Genomic DNA, 23,324 nt, shown 5'->3' with positions numbered 1-23,324 from the left:
AAATAAAATGATGGTTATTATAGGCTGTTAATATCTGGAATAACTTTTTTAAGTTTTATTTTGATTACATTAAATTTACGTTCTGTTAAAAGGTAATTAACATGGAGAATTATTTTAAAAGGTTAATTTAGAATAGATTTCAAATTTTAATACACAGTTGTTAACAACTCAAATTAACGGTTTATAACTCATAACTTTTTTAAAATAGATGTTTATATCCATTACATTTTAGTCTGAAAACATCTCAAGAAATAATGAATTAAAAATTTGGATATTAAGCCGCTGTTTTTGTTTGAAAAAATTATTGAATAATCCCAATTTTAATTTTACAAAACTATCAACACTTATTAACAAGTAATGAATACATCCGTCCACAATGTTAATAATTGTTACCTTTGTATAAAGCGAACTTAATTTTAAAATAATGAATATTTCAATAGGTAACGACCATGCCGGAACCGACTATAAAAAAGCCATAGTTAAGCACCTTGAAGCTAAAGGATATAGCGTGCAAAACCATGGCACAGATAGTAATGATAGCGTAGATTACGCTGATTTTGTACACCCTGTAGCCAAAGATGTTGAAAACAAAGCGGCCGATTACGGTATTTTAATTTGTGGAAGTGCCAATGGTGTAGCCATGACGGCCAATAAACACCAAAAAATACGTGCTGGTTTATGCTGGAACAAAGAAATTGTACATTTAATTCGTAGTCATAATAATGCCAATATTTTGTGTATTCCTGCCCGATTTACAGCCATACAGCAAGCCGTTGAAATGGTTGATGTTTTCTTAACGACCGATTTTGAAGGTGGGCGCCACCAAAACAGAATTGATAAAATGCCAGTATCTTGTTAAATGGGGCACAGCCATTCGCATAGCCATAATCATAGCCATTCAGATTTAAAAGGTAGAAACCTTTTAATATCAATATTGCTCAACATCCTTATTACAGCTTCTCAAGTGGTAGGTGGTTTAGTTTCTGGTAGTTTGGCATTATTAAGTGATGCCCTGCATAATTTTAGCGATGTTTTATCTTTAATTGTAAGTTATGCAGCCAATAAATTAGCAAAAAAAGAAGCCTCACTACATAGAACATTTGGGTATAAACGTGCCGAAATTTTAGCAGCTTTTGTAAATGCTTCTACTTTAATAATCATTGCTATTTTATTGATTATTGAAGCGGTAAAACGTTTCCAAAATCCAGAAACCATTAAATTTGGATTAGTTATTTGGCTATCGCTGTTGGGGATTGTGGCCAACGGATTAAGTGTACTGCTGCTTAAAAAAGAAGCCAACAACAATATTAATATGCGCAGTGCTTATTTGCACCTGTTAACCGATATGTTGGCCAGTATTGCCGTTCTTATTGGCGGTCTTTTAATGAAATATTTACAACTGTTTTGGGTCGATAGTGTACTTACTTTTTTAATTGCGTTTTATTTGATTTTTGTGGGTTATGATTTGTTAAAAACATCTACTAAAATGATTATGCTGTTTACTCCTGGTCACATTAATATTGAAGAGGTGGTAGAGACCGTGAATAAACTTCAAAAAGTAAAAAAATTGCACCACGTTCATATTTGGAATTTAAGCGATAATGAGCTGCATTTGGAAGCCCACCTGGATTTGATTGAAGATTTAACGGTTACTGAATTTGATGCCGTTTTAGATGAAATAGAAAATGTTTTGCACGAACAGTTTAACATCAACCATGTTACCATTCAACCTGAGTTTAATAAAAATGATGATAAGGGCGTGATTGTTCAAGATTGATTTGTCTTTTAAAAATTTTTAGTTTTTGTCAAGTTGAAGCTAGGAGACATCACATTGTATTAATACGATTTATCACATCCGATTAAAATAGCTTAACTTTTATTTTATCTATCATGTTAACCACTACAGTTAAATCTTTCGAAGAACTCACCAAACAAGAATTATATGAGTTACTGCAACTACGCAGCGAAGTATTTGTGGTTGAACAAGATTGTGTATATCAAGATATTGACGGAAAAGACCAAAAAGCACTTCATGTTTTAGGGGTTAAAAACAATAAACTAATTGGTTACACCCGAATTTTTAAACCGGGCGACTATTTTAAAGAGGCTAGTATTGGTAGGGTAGTGGTAAGTAAAAACGAAAGGCATCACCATTACGGCCAACAGCTTATGGAAGCTTCAATTGTAGCTTTAAAACATCAATTTAATATAACGTTGATAAAAATATCGGCGCAATGTTATTTAAAACAATTTTATAATCAATTAGGATTTAAAGCGGTAGGCGAGGAGTACCTTGAAGATGGCATTCCGCATGTTGCCATGTTTGGTTCGTTTTAGCGTTTTAATGCAAAATGACCCTTTATTATTTCTTTTGTATTTAATACAATCACATACCAATAACTATCGGTAGGTAACAATTGGCCATTAAATGTACCGTCCCAACCATTGGAATTTGAAGCTAAAAATTTTATCAATTTACCGTGGCGGTCATAAATAGTAATATTGTTTATTATGTTGGTATTATCGGTAACTTTCCAAACATCATTATTACTATCGTTATTTGGTGTAAAATATTTTGGAACAAAAAAGTCAGATTCAGTAATTAAAACATTAAAACTGCTTTCGTTACTAAAACATGCGGTTTGGTTGTAAATATATATAGTTTGCGAAGTAGTAATGTAATCACCTGGATTTAAAGGCGTACCGTTACCATTGGGTTCTGAAAAATAATGTCCGTTGGAAAGTGTTGGCAATGTATAACCTTTACCGGTATAATCCTGTAAATTATCGACGTAAATAAAATTACTACAATCTTCAATTTTGTCAACATAATTTTTGAATGATGTAGGTTCCCAGGTTGTGTGGTTGGCATTAGGGTTATCAACAACAACACAATTTAAATTAGGATTATCACTAAAATTTAATGGAAACATATTGCTGTTATTGCCATTTTTTAAGTTTAATTGGCAAAGGTCATTATAACGAGCATCTAAATTGGTTAGTTTGGTGTTTTTTGAAATATTTAGTTTTGAAATTTGATTATTGGCACAAATTAAAATCCCTAATCTGTTGTTGTTGTTTACATTTAATACTTTAAGCTGGTTTTCCTCACAACTTAAATAGGATAGATTGGTATTGGCTTCAACATTTAAAGATTCCAATAAATTCTGACCACATTCTAAACGATTTAAAATAGTATTGTTAGAAACATCAATAGAAGATATATAGTTGCGTTCAAAAGTCAGTACGTTCAATTTTTTAAGGTTTGTAACATGTAAACTATTTAGCAGATTATCTTCGCACCGCAGTGAAATGAGATTATCATTATTACTAATATCTAGATTTGTGAGCTTGTTTTTAAAACACCATAAACGTATTAAATTAAGGTTTTTAGAAATATTGATGTTAGTTAACAAGTTATCGTTGCAGTACAGTTCTGTTAAATTTAGGTTACTGCTAACATCTATGTTTGTTAACTTATTAAATGAACAATCTAAATTGGTTAATGCTTTAAAGTCTTCAATTCCCGTTAGGTCTGAAATACCTTTATCTAAAAGGTACAAGTTTGTTATTTTGTTGATATTTTCTGTTGGAACGCTATTATCGATTGGAAGAGTATCATAGCCTAAGTTAATTAAAGTTTGCTCGAAATTAGCATCTGGGATATAAGTGTTTTGACAGAAGCTTTTAAAGCTTATCAAACAAAAGCTAACTATAAAAATTATTCTGTGGGGCATAAGCGCTTAGTTGGCATTGCCAACATAGGTAATAACAATTTCTACTCGTCTGTCAAATTTTGGATCGCCGCCCAATGGAAATTTTCTACGCATTCCTAAGTGTCGCATGCGTTTTTTATCTACTCCCTTTTTGGCAAAATAATCGTAAACATATTTTGCACGGGCTTCAGATAGGTTACGCTTTTTTGTGCGCCTATCTACAGCATCTCTGGTAAACTGGGTGCAGCATACATGGCCCTGAATGGTAAAATAAATATCATCACGCTCAACTAAGGCTTTAGCAATAGATTCTAATGTTTTTTTAGAACCTGGCATAACAGTGGCATATCCTGTTTTAAATAAAATATTTTTAAAAACAATTTTATCGCCTACAGCACTTTCGTTTATAAGGTCTACTGCAGTTTTTTCTTTTGGAGTTTCTGGTGCTTTTTCAACAATCGGCTTTTTAGGTTTTGGCGGTTTGGGTTTAACTATAATTTCAACTTTTCGGTTTAAACCTCTAATTTTTAAAAGGTCTTTTTCTTCAACGAGCTTTAATAGAATTTTACCTTTTCCATCGACATTAGAAATTAGGTCTTCATTAATTTCATTATTAGCAAAAATGGCCTTTATGGCATCGGCACGTTGTTGCGATAGTTTTAGGTTGTAGGTATCTGCACCTCTGTCATCACAAAAACCAAAAATAGAAATGGATTCAATATCCATATCCGCCAATTTAGAAATAAACAGCAACAAGCGGTTTTCTTCAGTGGGAGGCACTATAAATTTATCGGTATCAAAATATACTTCGTGTTTTAGTTCGCTTTGCGAAAAAGCATAAGCGCCACTTAAAGTTAATAGTATTATTACCAATAATTTACGCATAGTAGGATAATAGAAATAGTGAATAAATATACCATTTTTTAATCGAAAACCATGCCAGAAAGCATTAAAGAAGGGCGTTTTATAGCTTGAATGTGTTGTTTTGGTTTCGATGTAATTTTATTTCAGTAAGCTATAATTTTTGCAAATAATTGTTGTATATGGATGGGTTGCCTAAAATTTCGGTTGCTTTTTTTATTTCGGGGTTGTGTGTTTTATAGTATTCATAAAGTCCTTCGCGATAAACATAACGTTTTACTATTTCTTCGGTGAGCAGTTTTAAAAGGAAATCTTTATTTTCATCAACCACCGTTTTTTTAGATTGTTCTAAGTTGGCAATTAAAGTTTTATAATCAGTTTCTATATCGTCGTTAAGTTCTTCTTTTTTCGCTGTTTCAAAGGCTTTTTTAAGCGCTTTTTCGGTATCGGTTTCAAACGAAAAATTATTGGTTTTTAAATAGTTTTTAAAATCTGAAAAATCTTTGTTTGTAAGTTCAAAACCATCAATATTCTCAATTTGATGTTTATAATGATATTGAGTAGCGTAATTGAAAACTAAATTATTGTTTACAATAGCTGTTGTAATGGGCGATGTTTTATAAGTTCCCATGGGCACATCTGGATAAACGCCACCACCATCAAAAACTTTTCTTCCGTTTTTGGTTTTAAACTCGTGGTAGTTTTTTTGGTCTATTTTAACAGCCTCACCTTTTTCGTTTCTGTTCCAATAATCCAAGGCTTGAATACATCTGCCAGAAGGGGTATAGTATCTCGAAATGGTTATTTTTACCTGAGTACCATACGTGAGCTGTTTTGGGCGCTGTACCAAACCTTTACCAAAACTGCGTGCCCCAACAATAACGGCACGGTCTAAATCTTGCAAAGCACCCGATACAATTTCGCTTGCAGAGGCGCTTTTTTCGTCAATTAAAATAACCACCGGAATTTCAGTATCTATTGGTTCGCGTTGGGTAAGATAAGTACGGTTGTACTTCTTAACTTTTGATTTTGTGGTAACTACCAACTGTCCTTTTGGAACAAAAAGATTAATAATATTTATGGCCTCATTTACCAAACCACCAGGGTTTCCTCGTAAATCTAAAATTATTCTTTGGGCACCTTGTGCCTTTAAATCGCGAAGCGCATAGTTGGTTTCTACATAGGCTTTTCGGCTAAAACGACTTAAAACAATATAGCCTGTTTTATCGTTAATCATTGAAAAATGTGGTACGGCTTTTATTTCAACTTCAGCACGATTTATAGTGGCTGTTTGTGTTTTTCCTTGACGTTTATAAGTAACCTCTACCGATGTGTCAGGCGATCCTTTAAGCAATTCGCCAGCGTTTTCTTTGTAGTTGGCCACAACGGTATTGCCTACTTTTATAATTTCATCGCCAGCCTTCAATCCAGCTTTGTCTGCAGGGTAATCTTTATAAGGCTCAACAACAATTAATTTGTCTTTTAGGGTTTGTATTTTGGCACCTATGCCCGTATAATCTCCAGTGTTGTTGATTCTTGCGGCCTCTACATCTTGTTCGTTCATAAAGTTAGTGTAGGGGTCTAAATTTTCCAGCATACTTTTAATGGCGGTATCCATTAAATCTGCCGGATTGGTTTCATCAACATAGTTCATGTTGAGTTCTTTAAACAATGTTGTGAAAATTTCAATCTGTTTGGCAATCTCAAAAAAATCGTTTTTAAAGGCCGTTGTACCGAAAAAAATAGCCCCGGCCAATACAGGTATTAATATTCTTTTTTTAAATAAAACTTTCATTTTTTATGTTTTTTAATCCACCGTTTACGTATTAAAAGCCCACCTACTGCAAGAATAACAATAAAAGGCCAAATATGCAGAAGCCCTAAGAAAAATATGGAGATTCCGTTAAAACCAGCTTTTATGGCATTCCACATTTTGGTACCGTACGATTTGGTCACAGGTGCCTCGGAGGTTAATTTATAAAATTCAATTTCTAGAGTACTTAACGATACTTTGTTTTGTAGATAATTTAAACGGCCTTGCTTGGCTTCTATTTCTTCGCGAATGTTTGAGAGTTCACGTTCTATTTCTAAAATTTCTTTTACGTTTTTGGCTTTATCCAAAAGACTTAAGTAACGTTGTTCTAAAGTTTTTTTGGCCTTTAAACGGGCTTCTAAATCAATAAATTCTTCGGTAACATCTTCAGCAGAAATGCGTTCTGAGTCAAAATACGCTACATGTTCGCTAACCGCATCTAAAGTTTCTTGAAAGTTTGTGGTAGGTATTCGGATAACCAAACTGCGGGTAATGGTATTATACGATTTACGTGAATTATCATCTTGTATAAACCCTTTGTTGTCCTGAACAGCCTTTTTTATTTGGCTATAGGTTTTATCTAAATCTTGGGTTTCAAATCGAAGAAAAGAGGTCTTTATTATTTTTTGTGGTGTTGTTTCGTAACGAATGGACATATCGCCGTTAGTGGCTGAAGCTTCTTCAACACTTTCTAGTACGGCAGATTCGGCATATCCAACCGACGAATCTTTATCATTTGACGGTGCTTTTGAGCACATCATGGGAAGCATTAAAACCAATACATAAGACAGTAGCTTCATGTGTTTGCATTTTTATTATTTATCGTCAGAAAGTTTACTCAAAAACTTGGAAAACAATAGGGTCATTTTAGATTCAACTTGGGCAAAAGTGGGTTTGTCTTTGCCAATGTACAAAATCATAAACGCATGTTGTGTTTTTAAATTGTTAAAATACTCGGCTTTATTTAATCGATAAACTTCTCTTAGTAAACGCTTTATATGGTTTCTGTCAACGGCAGTTTTAAAATTGCGTTTGCTTACTGAAACGCCTGTTTTGGCCAAAGAATCATCATCAAAAACGGTTTTTAAAAATACCAAACGTAACGGAAATACAGAAACCGATTGCCCCTCTGTAAACAATTGGTCAATGAGTTTTTTACTTTTCAGCTTTTCTTTTTTTGAATAGGATGCCTTCATACAAAACGTTATAAGAGCAAAAATAGCAATAACAATTTTGGTTTTTGCTACATGATAAAAGTCATTTTAAAAATGTTTAAATAACGGTAAATTAATTTTTTAAAATTTAAAAATCGACTTTGGAATATTTAAACCTTTCTTGGTTCAGATATAAATTGTAGTTTAAGTTCAAAAATAAATTGTTTGGATATGGGAGATTTGAATGTAGCCAAATTAAAGACCAAAAAAGAGAGAGCGAATTACATCCATCATTTATTGAACGATATCAAGGCTTTAGATATGCTGGTTGAAAAGGAGCTGATAGAAGAGGAGCCTTTGCGTATAGGAGCCGAACAGGAGTTTTGCCTTGTTAACGAGGAGTTTTTACCTGAAAGCAAATCGTTAGAACTGCTTGAAGCTATTAATGATGACCATTTTACCACCGAAATGGGCAGCTATAATCTAGAAGTCAATCTGGATACTTTCCAACTTAAAACAGACTGTTTTTCAAGACTTCATCAACAACTTGATGCTTTATTGGATAAAGCCAGAAAAGTGGCGTCCCAAAAAAGCATCAAGCTTATTTTAACCGGTATTTTACCTTCAATTTCGGTGAATGATGTAGACGAAAAAAGAATGACCGCTGTGGAGCGGTATTCAGTTTTAAACGATGCCATTAAAAAAAGCAGACGCAAAAGTTTCGATATTCATATAAAGGGTGTTGATGAACTTAATTTGCTGCACGATTCGGTAATGTTAGAAAGTTGTAATACCAGTTTTCAAATGCATTTACAACTTAACCCTAAGAACTTTGTGGATGATTATAATTGGGCTCAGGCCATTGCTGGACCAATTTTAAGTGTTTGTACAAACTCGCCAATTTTGTTTGGTAAAGAACTTTGGATGGAAACAAGAATTGCATTGTTCACCCAAAGTATCGATACACGAGCAAATTCATATTTGTTAAACGAAAAACAATCGCGCGTTAGTTTTGGTAGTGCTTGGCAAACAGGTTCAATTTCCGATATTTTTAAAAACAACATTTCCAGGTTTAGAAGTTTTTTAACTACCAATTTCACTAAAGATAGTGTTGAGATGATAAAAAACAACGAAACACCTAAATTACGAGCGCTTAGTTTACACAATGGCACTGTATATCCTTGGAATAGGGTTTGCTATGGGACTAGCAATGGCAAACCAAATTTAAGAATTGAAAATAGATACCTGCCCTCTGGGCCAACAACCACCGACGAAATAGCCAATATGATGTTTTGGGTAGGTGTCATGTTGGGCAAACCAATACAATACGAAAACATCCATAAAAAATGGGACTTTAAAGATGTAAAAACTAATTTCTTTAACGCCGCCCGATACGGTAAAGCCACTCAGTTTTACTGGAATGGCAAGTATATCTCATGCCAAAATCTTATTTTGGATGAGTTGCTTCCCATGGCCTACAAGGGTTTATATCGTCATGGTATAGCCCCAAAAGATGCCGAAAAGTATTTAAAAGTTATAAAGGATAGGGTAGAAGGCTACAACGGATCGGAGTGGTTATCTATAAATTATAGAAGCTTGCTGAAAAACCATGGCCGTTTTGAAGCCATGCAAATTCTAACCGCCAACATTTTTAAAAAACAAGAAAAAGGTTATCCCATTTCCAGTTGGAGCATGTTAAATGCTAATGAGAATGGAGACTTTATAAAAAACAAGGTGGTGAAACACGCCATGAGTTCAGATATTTTTTCGGTGAACAAAAAGGACAGCATAGAACTGGTGCTGCAAATCATGAAATGGAAAAATATTCACCACATGCCCGTAATAAATAATGATAGCACCTTGGTTGGTTTATTAACTTGGCATGATGTGGAAACCCATTTAAATAATCCCGAGTCACAATATTACAGCGTTTCAAAACTAATGAAGACCGAACTCATTACTACAGATGAATATACACCTTTGGAAACCGCTAAAAGTTTAATGGATGAGCATGCTATTGGCTGCCTTCCTGTGGTTAAAAATAAAAAGCTAATAGGATTGATTACAAAAAACGATTTGCACTAACTCATCTTTTAAGTGTGTAATATACCATTGTAAAAATTACCAAAATCCAATTATGATAGATTTATACAGTAAAGCTTTAAATAAAAGTTTAAAAATCGATAGAATAATAGGTAAAATTAAGGGTGCACAACCGGGCCCAACCGTGGTGTTTTTTGGAGGAATACACGGTAATGAAAATTCGGGTGTATTTGCTTTAAAAGAAGTTTTATACGGTTTAAACTCGGCCCATGTAAAAGGAACAGTGTATGGTATTTCAGGTAATTTACAAGCGCTAAGAAAACAGAAACGATACATTAAACAAGATTTAAACCGGCTTTGGACGAAGGCCAATATCGAGCTCATTAAACTAAAAAAGGACTTATATGCAGATGAGTCTGAACTTTTGGAACTTTTGGAACTTTTAAAAGACATTTTAAAAAATAACAATCCCCCATTTTATTTTATCGATTTACATACCACTTCGAGTAAGACCTTACCTTTTATAACCATTAACGATGCGTTAATAAACAGAAAATTTTCTCAGCAATTTCCTGTACCTATTGTTTTAGGTATAGAGGAATATTTAACAGGGCCACTTTTAAGTTACATCAATCAATTGGGTTATGTTTCACTTGGGTTTGAGTCTGGTCAACACGACGATTTTTCATCAATAATAAATCATATTGCCTTTGTAAATTTAGCATTGGTATTTTCAGGAGCTGTAGAAAAAGATTCAATTTTAGATTTTTCAAAACATTACGAACAACTCAAGCGGCAAGCCCAACAAACTTTTGATGTTTTTGAGATTGTTTACACCTATAAAATAAAGCCAAACGAAAACTTTAAAATGCTAAATGGTTTTAAAAGCTTCGAAAGGATTAAAAAAGGAGTGCCTTTAGCCATAAGTAACGATTTCAATATTACATCGCCTTATAAAGGAAGTATTTTTATGCCACTGTACCAAAAAAAGGGCGCTGAAGGCTTTTTTATTATAAGACCTATAAATTCTTTTTTCTTGAAATTATCGGCCATTTTAAGACGATTAAAAACAGATAGCTTTTTAGCAATTTTACCAGGTATTACATGGGTTGATAAAAATGAAGGTGTTTTACAGGTAAATTTAAATGTTGCTAAGTATTTTGCTAAAGCTTTATTTCATTTATTGGGTTACAGAAGTCGTCAAATTACTAAAACGCATTTAAGGCTGAATAACCGAGAACGTGTTGCTAAAACGTCTATGTATAAAAAAGAACCTTGGTATTAAAATAGCATTAACTAACCGAACTGTTTTCCAGCTTTTCTTGAATTAACGAATGGGCTTCTTTAAACTCTTTTAGTTTACCCGTTTGAAACACCGTTTGACTTTGCCCATTTTTCAATAGAAACACAATTCTATTTTCATTGTACAAAGTTTGGGCATCGGCATCAGCAATTGGACTTCGACCACCAAATATTAGAAACTGTCTCTTTAAAAAAACCGCTCTTTCAATATCACTAAAGCGAATTCTAATAAATTTGTTGAATTCGGATACTATACTTTTTGATTCAAATTCAACAAATTCATTGTTAATTATCAAACAATTTTTTGATGAAAACAAAGCGAACAATGCACCAATAAATATTATAATCAATCCAAAAAAAGACAGGACTTCATAATTTTTGATAAAAAAAGGCAAAACTGAACATAGGAAGCCAATAATAAAAAGAACATTTTTAAAATTAGTTATCTGTTTGTTTTTAGAAACAATTTTAAAGGTTGTATTTTCCATTAAACTCTCAAGGCGTCATTAATTCTTCTTTTTCATAGCCCTAAGCCGTTTTACATAATCTTTATACAATTGTCTCCAACTGCGGCCATTGTTATTTAAGTATTGTTCGTTTTTGGTTTTATAAATTTCAAAAATGGCCGATATCTGTTTCATTTGTTTAAAATCTACCGCAATTTCTCGTGCTTCTTTTAAGTTCTTTAAAAGCTCAGCATCTTCTTTTGGTGTCATATCGGTTACAATTTCACGATAAGCTTTCATGGTAAAAGTGACTTTACCAATAGTATATTTATCCAGAATAGCTTCTACCTGCTCTTCAGTTAAATGGCCTCTAAGTCCAGACATCAAATTATCATGAACACTACTCGGCATGGCCGAATCGGCGATAATCGAACGGTCTAAATCAGATAATTTTTCACCTGTTTTAGGGTTTATTCCAGCAGGTACCGTTTCAAAAGGGTGGTTATTATGCCAATGTCTAACTGCAGTTAAGTGTGTAGCGATAATATCGGTAACGGATTGCTCCTTAGAGGTATTATCTAGGTTCAAATCCTTAACCCATTCGCTTGCTTTTTCTGTTAAATCAGCATCTTTTTTAGCTTGTGAAAAGCCCAGATTTGCACTTAGAAAGAGTACAATTAACCCCAGTTTTAAATGATTCATGTTTTTTAGGTGTTGTGGATTTAGCATTTTTAATAGTTGAATTATATTTTGAACCCTTAAAGGTATATTAAAACGGTTGTAATCTCAAAATTCTATAGGGAAAACATCTTGATTGTAAACTCGGAATTCTTTTTGAAACGAAACGCCTTTTCAGAATGGATTTATGTTACTGCCAATTGTGTTCCCAATCTTTCCAAACAGGTTCCAGACCGTTGTCCTGTAGCATTTTTGCAATGACTTCGGTTGAGCGCTCATCAGATATTTCAAACTGTTCTAACGATTGTGGTTCCACCACATAACCACCCGGATTGGTTTTTGATTCGGCGCTTAACGATGTCACGCCTAAGTTTACAATATGATTTCTAAAGGTTTCACTTTCGCGTGTGCTCATCGAGAGTTCAACATCTTCATCCAATAACCTAAAGGCGCAAATGGCCTGTACCAAATCCCTATCGGTCATTTCTACTTTGGGTTCTAAACCGCCACTATGTGGGCGCAATCGCGGAAAGGAAATAGAATATTTGGTTTTCCAATAGGTCTTTTGAAGATATTTTAAATGCAAAGCTGTAAAAAAACTATCGCCACGCCAGTTTTCTAAACCAAATAAAGCGCCTATGCCTATTTTATGAATGCCTGCTCTGCCCAACCGGTCGGGTGTTTCTAAACGGTAATCGAAATTCGATTTTTTTCCTTTCGGATGGTGTTTTTTATATTCAGCTCTATTATAGGTCTCCTGATACACTAAAACAGCATATAGATTGGCTTCAATTAATGTTTCATAATCTTCTTGGTCCAGAGGCTGAACCTCTATGGTGATATTCGAAAATTGGTTTTTTATCAATTCCATAGCATTTTTTATATAAGGTACACCAACCGTTTTATTGGCCTCACCGGTAACCAGTAAAATATGATTGTAACCTTTAGCTTTTAAGAAGCGGACCTCTTTTAAAATTTCGGCATCGGTTAAGGTGCGACGCGGAATTTTATTGGTCATACTAAAGCCGCAGTAGGTACAAATGTTTTGACATTCGTTAGATAAGTACATAGGTACGTACATTTGAATTGTATTACCAAAGCGTTTTTTTGTGATACGACTACTTAATTGAGCCATCTGCTCTAAATAAGGTTTGGCGGCAGGTGAAACCAAGGCTTTAAAATCTTCTAAATCACGTTTGTTTTTAGAGAGGGCAAGCACAACATCTTCAGTGGTTTTAGTGTTGATGCTCGCTAGTGTATCTTCCCAATCGTACGTATTAAGCAGATTTTTAAATGAGGTATTCATAAAAAGGTTTTTAGTTTAAGAAATCGGTTAATGGACTACTAGCTTCGGCGTGTTGTTTTACCATAGCAAGTTTGGCATTGAATGCCATACGACCAGCTTCAACAGCCATTTTAACAGCTTTTGCCATGGTTATAGGGTTTTGCGATACAGCAATAGCGGTATTAACCAAAACGGCATCGGCACCCAATTCCATAGCGTGAGCGGCATGCGACGGACTGCCAATACCGGCATCGACAATAACAGGAACATTACTTTGGTCGATAATGATTTCTAAAAAATCTGAGGTTTTTAGGCCTTTATTTGTACCAATTGGTGCGCCTAAAGGCATAACGCATTGCGTGCCGACATCTTCTAATCGCTTGCATAAAACCGGATCGGCATGAATGTATGGCATCACCACAAAGCCCAATTTTACGAGTTCTTCTGCTGCTTTTAAAGTTTCAATCGGGTCGGGCAATAAATATTTTGGGTCTGGGTGAATTTCCAGTTTTATCCAGTTCGTTTCCAGAGCTTCTCGAGCTAGTTGTGCGGCGAAAATAGCTTCTTTGGCATCGCGAACACCAGAAGTGTTGGGTAGTAAGTTAATATGGGGGAGCTTGATGCTTTGCAACATATTGTCTTGTTCGTTATCGACATCGACCCGTTTTAACGCTACGGTTACCAATTCACTTTCAGAGGCTAAAATGGCATCGGCCATAAGTTGGTTGGAGCTGAATTTTCCCGTACCTGTAAATAATCGTGATTGAAAGGTTTTATCTGCTATAGTTAGTGTATTGTTCATCATTTAAAAAGTATGTTTTTGTTCGTGTACTACGGATGCCTTCAACAATCTGTTAAGGGTTGAAATGGTATTGAAGTTTTGAGTAATGGCTCCAGACATGGCGATGCCGTGAACACCGGTATCTAAAAGGTTTTTTATATAGTTTTCTACAATGCCGCCGATAGCGATAATGGGCGTTTGTGTGTGTAATGCTTTGATTATGTTTTGGTAGCCTTCCAAACCTAAAATCGGACTTAAATTGGCTTTGGTTGTAGTAAATCTAAACGGACCCAAACCAATATAATCGACGTTTTTATCAATTAGTTTTTTACAATCGTCAAGGCTGTTGGCTGTGCCCCCAACCATAAACCATTTACCTAAATACGCACGGGCAATGGTAGGGCAAGCATCGCTTTTACCTAAGTGAACACCATCGGCATTAACAGCTTTGGTTATTTTATAATGGTCATTTATAATTAATCGTGTTTGAAAATGTGAGGTGACATCCCGTGCTTTTTCGGCGGTTTTCAAGATGATGTCTTCAGGCGCGTCTTTAAGCCGAAGTTGCACCAGTTCGGCACCGTACGTACAGGCCTTTTGAATATTTTTTAAGTGGTCTTCAGGTGTGTTGCCCTGCGATATATAATGTAATTTAGGGATGTTCATCGTGTTATTTTTTTATTGGATAATTGTGGTAACCGAGCAGACTAGGATTTGAATTTAAAAACTGTTCGGTATAATGTTTGGCGTATTTACAGGCATCTTCCAAGGGTAATTCTAAAGCGATATTAGCCGCTAAAGCTGAAGATAACACACAACCACTGCCGTGTTTTTCAAAAACATTTTGAATTTGTGGTGGCATATTCACCTGAACAATTCGATTATAGTACAATGTGTCCCAACCTTTTTTGTCAGCTCTATGTCCCCCTTTTAAATAAATATGGGTTAAAGCACTTAAACGTTCGATAGTATCTTCAATACTTAAATAGGGATACAGGTTTTTAATTTCATCGTAATTAGGCGTGATAATATGGCATAGCTTCCAGACGTTATCGAGTGTATCTTGATTATCGGTTGAATGAAAATCGAAACCTGCAGATGCTTTAAAAATAGGGTCTAACACAATTTTAATATTGCTATTTAATTGGTGCAGTTTATCTAGTACAAGCAATAACGTGTCCCAAGATTGAATGATTCCAATTTTAACTACCGAAATATCAAATCGTTCAAAAAGGGTTTCTATCTGAGCTAAAATCATTTCAGGGCTTGTCCAAATACACTGTTTGAAATCGGTATCATTCTGAATGGTAATCGCTGTACAAACCGATAAACCATAGAGGCTATGAGCTTCAAAGGTTTTAATATCCTGAGTGATTCCCGCGCCACTACTCGGGTCGAAACCCGCTATGCTTAATATGTAATTTTTATCGTTTTGCATACTTTTTATTTGTCATGCTGAATTTGTTTAAAGGGCTCTCGGGTTGCTGGATGTCTGGACTCCGATCGAAATGACATTTTATGATTTTAAAATTTTCAACAGGTGTTTTACTTTGCCAAATACCACCTAAAACCCCGACACCTTTATAGCCCAACCTATCAAAGTCATTAAGGTTTTTAGTGCTTACACCACCCATGCCGATGATTGTTTTGTTAATGTGATTCACATCGAAACCTCGACCTAGATAACCTTGTTTTGAGATGGACGAAAATACAGGACTTAGCAAATGGTAATCGAATTCAAATGCTGATGCTTCTAAGTCTTCTGATGAATGAAACGAACTACTGATACTAATGTTTTTTTGTCTTCTCATGTGTTTTAATGTGTCTAATGAAGCCTCTCGCCGTTTCACTTCTTGAAAATGAATACCTTTAAGCATGTAATCTTCTACGAGCTCATGAAAATGATGAACCACTATTCTGTTATGATATTGCGAATCGATTTGTTCTAAATACTCAAAATACGCTTTATAATCCTTATGTGGTTTTCGCAAATGATAGTATTGTAACCCTTCACGAAATAACTCGTGAAGGATTTCAATTTCATTTTTAATATCACGTTCTGGAGCAATTAGAATGACCATTTCCGTTTTTATAAATAGACTTCAGAACCTTTATCTTTAAATTCCTTCGATTTCTCTTCCATGCCTTTTTGAATCACTTCATTTTCCACAATTTCATTTTCTTTGGCAAAGTCACGAACTTCCTGTGAAATCTTCATCGAACAGAATTTCGGTCCGCACATCGAACAGAAATGTGCTATTTTGGCCCCGGCAGCAGGTAAGGTTTCATCGTGATACTCACGCGCCCGTTCGGGATCTAACCCAAGGTTAAACTGATCTTCCCAACGAAACTCGAAACGTGCCATACTTAAGGCGTTATCGCGATGCTGAGCACCTGGGTGTCCTTTGGCTAAATCGGCTGCATGAGCTGCTAGTTTGTAAGTAACCACACCTACCCTAACATCTTCTTTATTTGGTAAACCTAAGTGCTCTTTTGGTGTTACATAGCACAGCATGGCACAACCATACCAACCAATCATAGCAGCACCAATGCCTGAGGTTATATGGTCGTAACCTGGAGCAATATCGGTGGTTAACGGACCTAAAGTATAGAATGGAGCTTCGTCGCACACCTCGATTTGCTTTTCCATGTTTTCTTTAATCATGTGCATCGGTACGTGACCAGGACCTTCGATAAAGCACTGTACCTCATGTTTACGAGCAATTTGTGTTAATTCTCCTAGAGTTTCCAGTTCGGCAAATTGGGCTTCGTCGTTGGCATCGGCTACCGAACCCGGACGTAAACCATCACCTAATGAGAAGGCCACATCGTAGGACTTCATAATCTCACAAATTTCTTCAAAATGGGTATATAAGAAACTCTCTTTGTGATGGGCCAAACACCACTTCGCCATAATGGAACCTCCGCGAGATACAATTCCCGTAACGCGTTTTGCGGTCATTGGTACATAGCGTAACAAGACACCGGCGTGAATGGTAAAATAATCCACCCCTTGCTCGGCTTGTTCAATAAGGGTGTCGCGGAAAATGTCCCAGGTTAAGTCTTCGGCCACGCCATTTACCTTTTCTAAAGCCTGATAAATAGGTACCGTTCCAACAGGTACTGGTGAGTTACGAATAATCCACTCTCGGGTTTCATGAATGTTTTGCCCGGTAGATAAATCCATAATGTTATCGGCACCCCAACGACATGCCCAAACGGCTTTTTCAACTTCTTCTTCAATAGACGATGTTGTAGCCGAGTTACCTATATTGGCATTGATTTTCACTAAAAAGTTTCGACCTAAAATCATGGGTTCAGCTTCCGGGTGGTTGATATTTGATGGAATAACAGCACGTCCGCGAGCCACTTCTTTACGAACAAATTCCGGAGTGATTTTATTAGGAATAGACGCCCCGAAATCCTGACCCGGATGTTGTTTTCTTATCTCGGTCATTTCATCGATACGTTGGTTTTCACGAATAGCTATGTATTCCATCTCTGGAGTAATAATCCCTTGTTTAGCGTAATGTAATTGAGTAACGTTCTTCCCTTTTTTAGCGCGTAAGGGTTTTTTAAGATGCGCAAAACGCATGTGGTCTAAACTCGAGTCGTTTAGGCGTTCGTTGCAATATTTTGATGAAAAACTATTTAATTGTTCAACATCACCACGATCTAAAATCCATTGCTCACGTATGCGTTCAATACCGTTATGTACATTTATGTTTTTATTTGGGTCGGTATAAGGTCCCGACGTATCATAAACCGTTACAGGTTCGTTTGGGGTTACTTTACCGGTCATAGAATCTTTGGTATCACTCAAAGAAATTTCACGCATGGCTACTTTAATCTGTGGGTGGATTTTTCCTGGTATGTAAATCTTTTTAGAATTTGGAAAGGGCTGTCTGGTAATCTGACCTTCTTTTGGTGCTGTGTCTTTATTTTTCATGATTTCTGTTTTTTCAATTTTTATTATCCCCCTTGTGTTGCTTGAATAATTAATACTTTATCGCCATCTTTTAGCTGTTGGTCTCCCCAATGGTTTTTAGATACAATTTGTTGATTGATGGCTACTGCAATACCCAATTGAGGATAATTATTTTGATGCAGTAATTGCATGATATTGGTATTGGTATCAATATCCAGCGAACGGTCGTTAAGGTGAATAGTTATCATTTACAATACATTTAGTTATTGTAAACTGTAGAGGTAATAAAGCTTTGAAAAAGATACTTCCAGACTAGAAGTATTTAAGAAAAGGTGCGCTAGCATATGTTGCAATACACTATTCAACTTTTCCCTTCGGCGGTACTAACCGCATCAGGTTCAAAGGGTATGTCTCAGTTCTAATTTAATGGATAGAACACCCCTAAAGTTTACACAGCGAAGGTATTAAAAATAAAATGAATGACCATGGGGTTAATGTAAACAATGATGTGAATTGAAATTTTATTAAACAAGTTCTCGATACGATTTTTTCGCTCCTTAAAAATCACTCGAACTGACGAAGAAACTCAATTTTGACCAATCGTTAAATTTTGAACGTTACGTCACTTCGAGTGATTCCGAAGTATGAGGAATTGTTCGCGATAGCTATCGGGAGAGAAGTTTCGAATACAGGCATTTTTATTCATAAAAAAAGACTTCCTAATTCAATAGAAGCCTTTTTTATAGTAACCTGAAAAGTAAATAATTTACTTTTTATTATTCTCTTTATCAATATCGGCCATCATATTTTTGGGGTCGATTTCAACCGATTTTACATCCTTTGAAGTTTCAAATGTATAAGTAGGGTAGGCCCAAGCCCAATCTTTTATCATAGTGGCTTCGGTTGGTTTTTCACCGCGCATCATTTGTAAGGGAATGTAGAAATCTTCGCTGGTGCCATCGGTGTAAGTCACGGTAAGGTCAATAGGCATAGGCATTAAACCAATGCGCTTTAATGTAACTTTATTATTTTCAATAGATTCAACACCATAGTCAATGGTATTGATGGTTCGGGTCCAATCGTTTAAGTACCAATCTAATTCCAAACCAGACACTTTTTCAGCAACTCTAATAAAATCAGTTCGAGTAGGGTGTTTAAAAGCCCACTGATTAAAATATTGCTTTATGGTTTCCTTTTGATTTTCATCACCAATTATGTAAGCCAATTGGTTTAAAAATACATAACCCTTATAGTAAGCCGAAATGGATGAAGACTGGTTATAATTAAACCGATCGGCGTGGGTGGTTTGGGGTTGCTCGGCACCAGAATTTACGTAATAATAGTAGATATCGTAAACGCGTTTTGTAGGCTTTTCAAAAGGTTTATTGAAAATTTTGCATTCGGCGAGTTCACCGTAGTATTCGGTAAAACCTTCATCCATCCAATAGTTGGTGAGTTCGTTGGTAGCCAATAAAAACTGAAACCACGAATGTGCCATTTCGTGTGCGGTTACACCAAATAGTCCGCTAAAATTGCCTTCGCCTGCAATTAGGGAGCACATGCCGTATTCCATACCACCGTCGCCACCTTGAATAATAGAGTATTGATTGTATGGATACTGGCCAATATTTTCACTGTAAAATTGCATGAGCTCTACGGCTTTAGGCTGTAGTTTTTTCCAGTTGTTCAATTTGTCTTTTGGCATATTGTTTTTGTAAAGGAAATGCAAAAGTGGTCCGTTTGGAACTTGTATAGTATCGTGCTTATAGTTTGGATCTGCAGCCCAGGTGAAATCGTGCACATTAGGTGCCACAAAGTGCCAAGTGAGTTTTTTGGTATTTGGTTGTTTTAAGGTATCGGTTTGGTAACCGTGTCCAATTTCATTGGGGTTTTGCAAATATCCGGTACCGCCAATGGTATAGGTTTTATCGATGGCTATTTTTACATCAAAATCGCCCCAAACACCATGAAATTCACGACCTATATAAGGGTCGGCATGCCAGCCCTCGTAATCGTATTCGGCTAATTTGGGATACCATTGTGCCATTGAAAGCGCTACCCCTTCGTTATTTTTTCTGCCCGAACGACGTATTTGCACAGGTATTTGTGCATCAAAAAGCATATCGAAGGTGACACTTTCACCGGGTTTTATGGCATTTTCTAAATTTACCTCTAGAACAGTACCTACAGTTTCATAGGTTAAAGGTTCGCCATTTTGTTTTAAAGAATTTACTTTTATATACCCAATTTCGTCTGGTTTTAACTTACTTATGCGGTCTTTAACTCGGCTATCGGGATCGGGAATATTGCGAGAACGTACATCCATTTCGCTTCCGGGCTGAAAGGCATTAAAATACAAGTGATAAAAAACTTTATTTAAGGTGTCAGGAGAGTTGTTCGTGTAAACTAAAGTTTGCTTGCCTTCATATTGGTAGTTCTCTACATCCATATTTATTTCCATTTTGTAATCGACATGCTGTTGCCAATAACAGTGGTTGGATGAAAATTCAACTTTAGGAGGTTGAGGTGGTTCAGGAACGCTGGGGGTTTCTTTGGGAGTTTTAACAGTTTGCGAACTTCCGCATGATAAAATAAAGGCGAAGGAAAGAATATAAATATAAATTCTATTCATGAATATTAAAATTAAAAATAAGGCTGTTCAAATAAAAACTTTATGTTGAACAGCCTTTTAAAACTTAAAAAACTATTTAGACATTTTAGCGGCCATTATCAATGCGTTGTATGCATTAACCATTTTTGAAGATTTGGTTAAATCGGCAAACGGACGAATATCACTAGTATCGCCACCAACAATAACCTTGGTTTTAATGGGCAATCCAGAATCCATTAAAATTTGCTTGACTTGGGCTGCTGTTAAACTCGGGTAATATGATCTAATTAGTGCAGCCACGCCAGCAACAGCAGGAGCAGCCATTGAAGTTCCGCCTTTGGTGTCATACTCATTTTCGGGTGTTGTAGAGTAAATATCATCACCGGGAGCAAAAACATCAACATTATTTTTTCCGTAGTTGGAGAACGAAGCCACCATGCTGGATCCATATTTGGGTGCCAGTGCACCAACTCTTATGTAATTGTTTGATATTTCTTTACCGTTAACATTATCGTCAGGGTAATTGGGTTCAACATCAACGTCTTTACTATCGTTTCCTGCGGCATGAACAAAAAGGACATCATGTTCACCCGCGTAGGCAATCGCATCGCGAACCCAGTCGCTGTGCGGAGAGAAGCTTTTACCAAAACTGCCATTAATAATTTTAGCACCATTGTCTACGGCATATCTAATGGCCAAAGCCACGTCTTTATCATATTCGTCGCCACTGGGCACCGTTCTAACCGTCATAATTTCAACGTTGTTGGCTACGCCATTGGCACCTTTTCCGTTATTGCGTTCTGCAGCAATAATTCCGGCAACATGCGTACCATGGCTTTCTTCTTTTTTAACAGGTTTAACATTTCCGTTGCCATAGTATTTGGTCGACATATCTTCGGGGTCGTCTCCGTTTACGCGACCCTTAAAATCTGTATTGAGCTTGTAATTTAAAAAGTCGTTGATGGTTTCTAAAACACCTTCAATTTCTTCTAAAGCCCCAGTTAAAGTATCGCCATTGCTAAAAAGGTACTGCGCGATTTGTTTAGCCTGGCTTAACGCTTCACTATCAGGCGTAATGGCATTAACTTCTTCTTGGGTGTAATCTTCTTTACCAAGATGTTTTACCAAGGTTTCATGGGCACCTTTTATTTGTTGGTATATTTGTTCGTGCTGTGTTTTGCGCTGCATCCATTTTTCATATTCTTTTTCGTATTCAGCTTTTGCACGCTCATAATCAGGGTTACTGGTGTCGCCACTGGCTATAATTCTAACGTATTCTAACTGCTCGTTGTAGCCGTCGCCCAAGAAATTCCAACCGTGAATATCGTCTATGTAGCCGTTGTTGTCGTCGTCTTTTCCATTGTTTGGAATTTCATCTTTATTGGTCCAAATCACATCATCTAAATCTTCGTGGTCTATATCAATTCCAGAATCTAGCACAGCAACAAGTACTTTTTGGCCTTTTTTGTTTTTTATAAGTTCAGAATAAGCCTTGTTAACGCTCATCCCCGGAATGGTGTCTTTAACAAGGTCTAGATGGCCCCATTGTTTTTTTTCAGATTCGGTTAATTCTGACACCTTTAAGGGCGAGGTATCAATGTTTTCGACTGGGGTGGATAAAATATCTGCAGTACTTCCGCAGCCATATATTAAGGCCGATAAGAATATTGAAGCAACAAGTATTTTTGTGTTTTTCATTGGTATTATTTGAATTAGTCTATTTGTATTAAAAATTAAATATATCCTGTGTAGTAAATGTTTCGTTTAGCCTAACACCTTTTTCGGTGTTTTTTACAGTAATGATTTCATTATGGGCGTCGTGCTCTAAAAACAGGTAGAAATTGTTTTTTGCGGCTAAGTTTAAAAACTTTTCTTTTTCGTTCAACGTTAGTAGTGGTCTAGTATCGTAACCCATAACATAGGGTAGCGGTAAGTGGCCAACGGTTGGTAACAAATCGGCCATAAAAGCTATGGTTTTATCTTTATATGTAATGAGCGGAATCATTTGTTTGTCTGTATGCCCATCGGCAAAGAAAATATCGAAACCTAACTCTGAATGTTTTAGCATATCTCGATTAGGAAGCGATGTAAATTTTAACTGCCCACTGGTTTCCATGGGTAAAATATTTTCCTCTAAGAACGATGCTTTTTCCCTTCTATTGGGTTCTGTTGCCCATAGCCAATGGTCTTTATTGCTCCAAAAGTGTGCGTTTTTAAAAGCGGGTTCGTAACCGGTTCTATCTTTATTCCACTGAATACTACCTCCGCAATGGTCAAAATGCAAATGGGTTAAAAAAACATCGGTAATGTCGTCGCGGTGGAAACCATATTGTGCCAATGACTTATCCAAACTAAAGTCACCCCACAAGTAGTAGTAGCCAAAAAACTTATCGGATTGTTTATTTCCCATTCCGGTATCGATAAGTATAAGTCTATTTCCGTCTTCAATAAGTAAGCAACGTGTGGCTATATCAATCATATTGTTGGCGTCTGCGGGATTGGTTCTATTCCACAATGTTTTGGGAACAACACCAAACATAGCACCACCATCTAGCTTTAGGTTTCCTGCCTGTATGGGGTATAATTGCATTGAAAGTTTTTAAGTCTTGCAAATTAATAAAAGCATTAAAATTATTGAGGCAAAGCTTTAAATTATAGCTTTATTTTAACACTTGGCGCAAACATTTTTTTGAAACCCCTTAAAAA

22 protein-coding genes and 1 riboswitch are annotated in these 23,324 nt (G+C 35.9%); of the genes, 5 read left to right on the top strand and 17 right to left on the bottom strand.

What is annotated here, in order from left to right; all coding sequences use genetic code 11:
• The first annotated feature begins 424 nt into the window (after positions 1 to 424).
• The 3 genes from rpiB to GSB9_02099 all read left to right on the top strand — a co-directional run bounded on the left by rpiB (position 425) and on the right by GSB9_02099 (position 2,337).
• On the top strand, positions 425 to 859 hold the full coding sequence (gene rpiB, locus GSB9_02101) for a ribose 5-phosphate isomerase B (GenBank protein UKM65531.1): 435 nt from the start codon (positions 425 to 427) through the stop codon (positions 857 to 859).
• On the top strand, positions 860 to 1,777 hold the full coding sequence (locus GSB9_02100) for a cation diffusion facilitator family transporter (GenBank protein ID UKM65530.1): 918 nt from the start codon (positions 860 to 862) through the stop codon (positions 1,775 to 1,777).
• A gap of 113 nt (positions 1,778 to 1,890) precedes the next feature.
• Positions 1,891 to 2,337, top strand: coding sequence for a GNAT family N-acetyltransferase (locus GSB9_02099; GenBank protein ID UKM65529.1), 447 nt, complete (start codon positions 1,891 to 1,893; stop codon positions 2,335 to 2,337).
• Here GSB9_02099 and GSB9_02098 read toward each other — a convergent pair.
• The 5 genes from GSB9_02098 to rnpA form a co-directional block, all read right to left on the bottom strand.
• Entirely contained in the window at positions 2,334 to 3,737 is a 1,404-nt protein-coding gene (locus GSB9_02098; protein ID UKM65528.1) for a T9SS type B sorting domain-containing protein, read from the bottom strand. The genes GSB9_02099 and GSB9_02098 overlap by 4 nt on opposite strands.
• A 6-nt stretch (positions 3,738 to 3,743) precedes the next feature.
• A complete protein-coding gene (locus GSB9_02097) occupies positions 3,744 to 4,601 on the bottom strand; it encodes an OmpA family protein (GenBank protein ID UKM65527.1) in 858 nt (285 codons plus the stop codon).
• A 130-nt stretch (positions 4,602 to 4,731) separates the two neighbouring features.
• Positions 4,732 to 6,372, bottom strand: a complete 1,641-nt coding sequence (locus GSB9_02096) for a S41 family peptidase (GenBank protein ID UKM65526.1) — start codon at positions 6,370 to 6,372, stop codon at positions 4,732 to 4,734.
• Positions 6,369 to 7,190 (bottom strand): DUF4349 domain-containing protein, encoded by an 822-nt coding sequence (locus GSB9_02095; protein UKM65525.1) that lies wholly within the window; start codon positions 7,188 to 7,190, stop codon positions 6,369 to 6,371. The genes GSB9_02096 and GSB9_02095 overlap by 4 nt, the downstream gene beginning before the upstream one ends.
• A gap of 15 nt (positions 7,191 to 7,205) precedes the next feature.
• Positions 7,206 to 7,586, bottom strand: coding sequence for a ribonuclease P protein component (rnpA, locus tag GSB9_02094; protein UKM65524.1), 381 nt, complete (start codon positions 7,584 to 7,586; stop codon positions 7,206 to 7,208).
• 189 nt (positions 7,587 to 7,775) lie between these two features.
• Here rnpA and GSB9_02093 point away from each other — a divergent pair, with 189 nt between their 5' ends.
• Both GSB9_02093 and GSB9_02092 read left to right on the top strand, forming a co-directional pair.
• A complete protein-coding gene (locus tag GSB9_02093) occupies positions 7,776 to 9,629 on the top strand; it encodes a CBS domain-containing protein (GenBank protein ID UKM65523.1) in 1,854 nt (617 codons plus the stop codon).
• A gap of 52 nt (positions 9,630 to 9,681) precedes the next feature.
• Complete coding sequence (locus GSB9_02092; protein UKM65522.1) at positions 9,682 to 10,872, top strand: succinylglutamate desuccinylase/aspartoacylase family protein; 1,191 nt, start codon at positions 9,682 to 9,684, stop codon at positions 10,870 to 10,872.
• A 7-nt stretch (positions 10,873 to 10,879) separates the two neighbouring features.
• Here the strand turns inward: GSB9_02092 and GSB9_03330 are convergent, their stop codons facing one another.
• The 12 genes from GSB9_03330 to GSB9_02080 form a co-directional block, all read right to left on the bottom strand.
• On the bottom strand, positions 10,880 to 11,185 hold the full coding sequence (locus GSB9_03330; protein UOR30050.1) for a hypothetical protein: 306 nt from the start codon (positions 11,183 to 11,185) through the stop codon (positions 10,880 to 10,882).
• Between the two features lie 210 nt (positions 11,186 to 11,395).
• Entirely contained in the window at positions 11,396 to 12,037 is a 642-nt protein-coding gene (locus tag GSB9_02090) for a DUF3826 domain-containing protein (GenBank protein UKM65520.2), read from the bottom strand.
• Between the two features lie 166 nt (positions 12,038 to 12,203).
• Positions 12,204 to 13,319 (bottom strand): 2-iminoacetate synthase ThiH, encoded by a 1,116-nt coding sequence (thiH, locus tag GSB9_02089; protein ID UKM65519.1) that lies wholly within the window; start codon positions 13,317 to 13,319, stop codon positions 12,204 to 12,206.
• A gap of 10 nt (positions 13,320 to 13,329) precedes the next feature.
• Positions 13,330 to 14,100, bottom strand: coding sequence for a thiazole synthase (locus tag GSB9_02088; protein ID UKM65518.2), 771 nt, complete (start codon positions 14,098 to 14,100; stop codon positions 13,330 to 13,332).
• 3 nt (positions 14,101 to 14,103) lie between these two features.
• Positions 14,104 to 14,745: a thiamine phosphate synthase gene (thiE, locus tag GSB9_02087; GenBank protein ID UKM65517.1), complete on the bottom strand. Its 642-nt coding sequence runs from the start codon at positions 14,743 to 14,745 to the stop codon at positions 14,104 to 14,106.
• Between the two features lie 4 nt (positions 14,746 to 14,749).
• The gene (locus tag GSB9_02086) at positions 14,750 to 15,517 is read right to left on the bottom strand and encodes a hydroxymethylpyrimidine/phosphomethylpyrimidine kinase (GenBank protein UKM65516.1); all 768 of its coding nucleotides are present in this window, start codon (positions 15,515 to 15,517) and stop codon (positions 14,750 to 14,752) included.
• A complete protein-coding gene (locus GSB9_02085) occupies positions 15,504 to 16,160 on the bottom strand; it encodes a thiamine phosphate synthase (GenBank protein ID UKM65515.1) in 657 nt (218 codons plus the stop codon). Before GSB9_02085 ends, GSB9_02086 begins: the two co-directional genes overlap by 14 nt.
• A gap of 8 nt (positions 16,161 to 16,168) precedes the next feature.
• On the bottom strand, positions 16,169 to 18,028 hold the full coding sequence (gene thiC, locus GSB9_02084) for a phosphomethylpyrimidine synthase ThiC (protein ID UKM65514.1): 1,860 nt from the start codon (positions 18,026 to 18,028) through the stop codon (positions 16,169 to 16,171).
• 23 nt (positions 18,029 to 18,051) lie between these two features.
• A complete protein-coding gene (gene thiS, locus GSB9_02083) occupies positions 18,052 to 18,255 on the bottom strand; it encodes a sulfur carrier protein ThiS (protein UKM65513.1) in 204 nt (67 codons plus the stop codon).
• A 104-nt stretch (positions 18,256 to 18,359) separates the two neighbouring features.
• A riboswitch (TPP riboswitch) is annotated at positions 18,360 to 18,460 on the bottom strand.
• Between the two features lie 313 nt (positions 18,461 to 18,773).
• Positions 18,774 to 20,468: a M1 family metallopeptidase gene (locus tag GSB9_02082; protein UKM65512.2), complete on the bottom strand. Its 1,695-nt coding sequence runs from the start codon at positions 20,466 to 20,468 to the stop codon at positions 18,774 to 18,776.
• A 243-nt stretch (positions 20,469 to 20,711) separates the two neighbouring features.
• Positions 20,712 to 22,316 (bottom strand): S8 family peptidase, encoded by a 1,605-nt coding sequence (locus GSB9_02081; protein UKM65511.1) that lies wholly within the window; start codon positions 22,314 to 22,316, stop codon positions 20,712 to 20,714.
• 28 nt (positions 22,317 to 22,344) lie between these two features.
• Positions 22,345 to 23,208, bottom strand: a complete 864-nt coding sequence (locus GSB9_02080) for an MBL fold metallo-hydrolase (protein ID UKM65510.1) — start codon at positions 23,206 to 23,208, stop codon at positions 22,345 to 22,347.
• Positions 23,209 to 23,324 lie beyond the last annotated feature (116 nt).

The organism is Flavobacteriaceae bacterium GSB9, assembly GCA_022749295.1.
Classification (GTDB): domain Bacteria; phylum Bacteroidota; class Bacteroidia; order Flavobacteriales; family Flavobacteriaceae; genus Flavisericum.
This window is presented reverse-complemented; position numbering and strand designations above follow the sequence as displayed.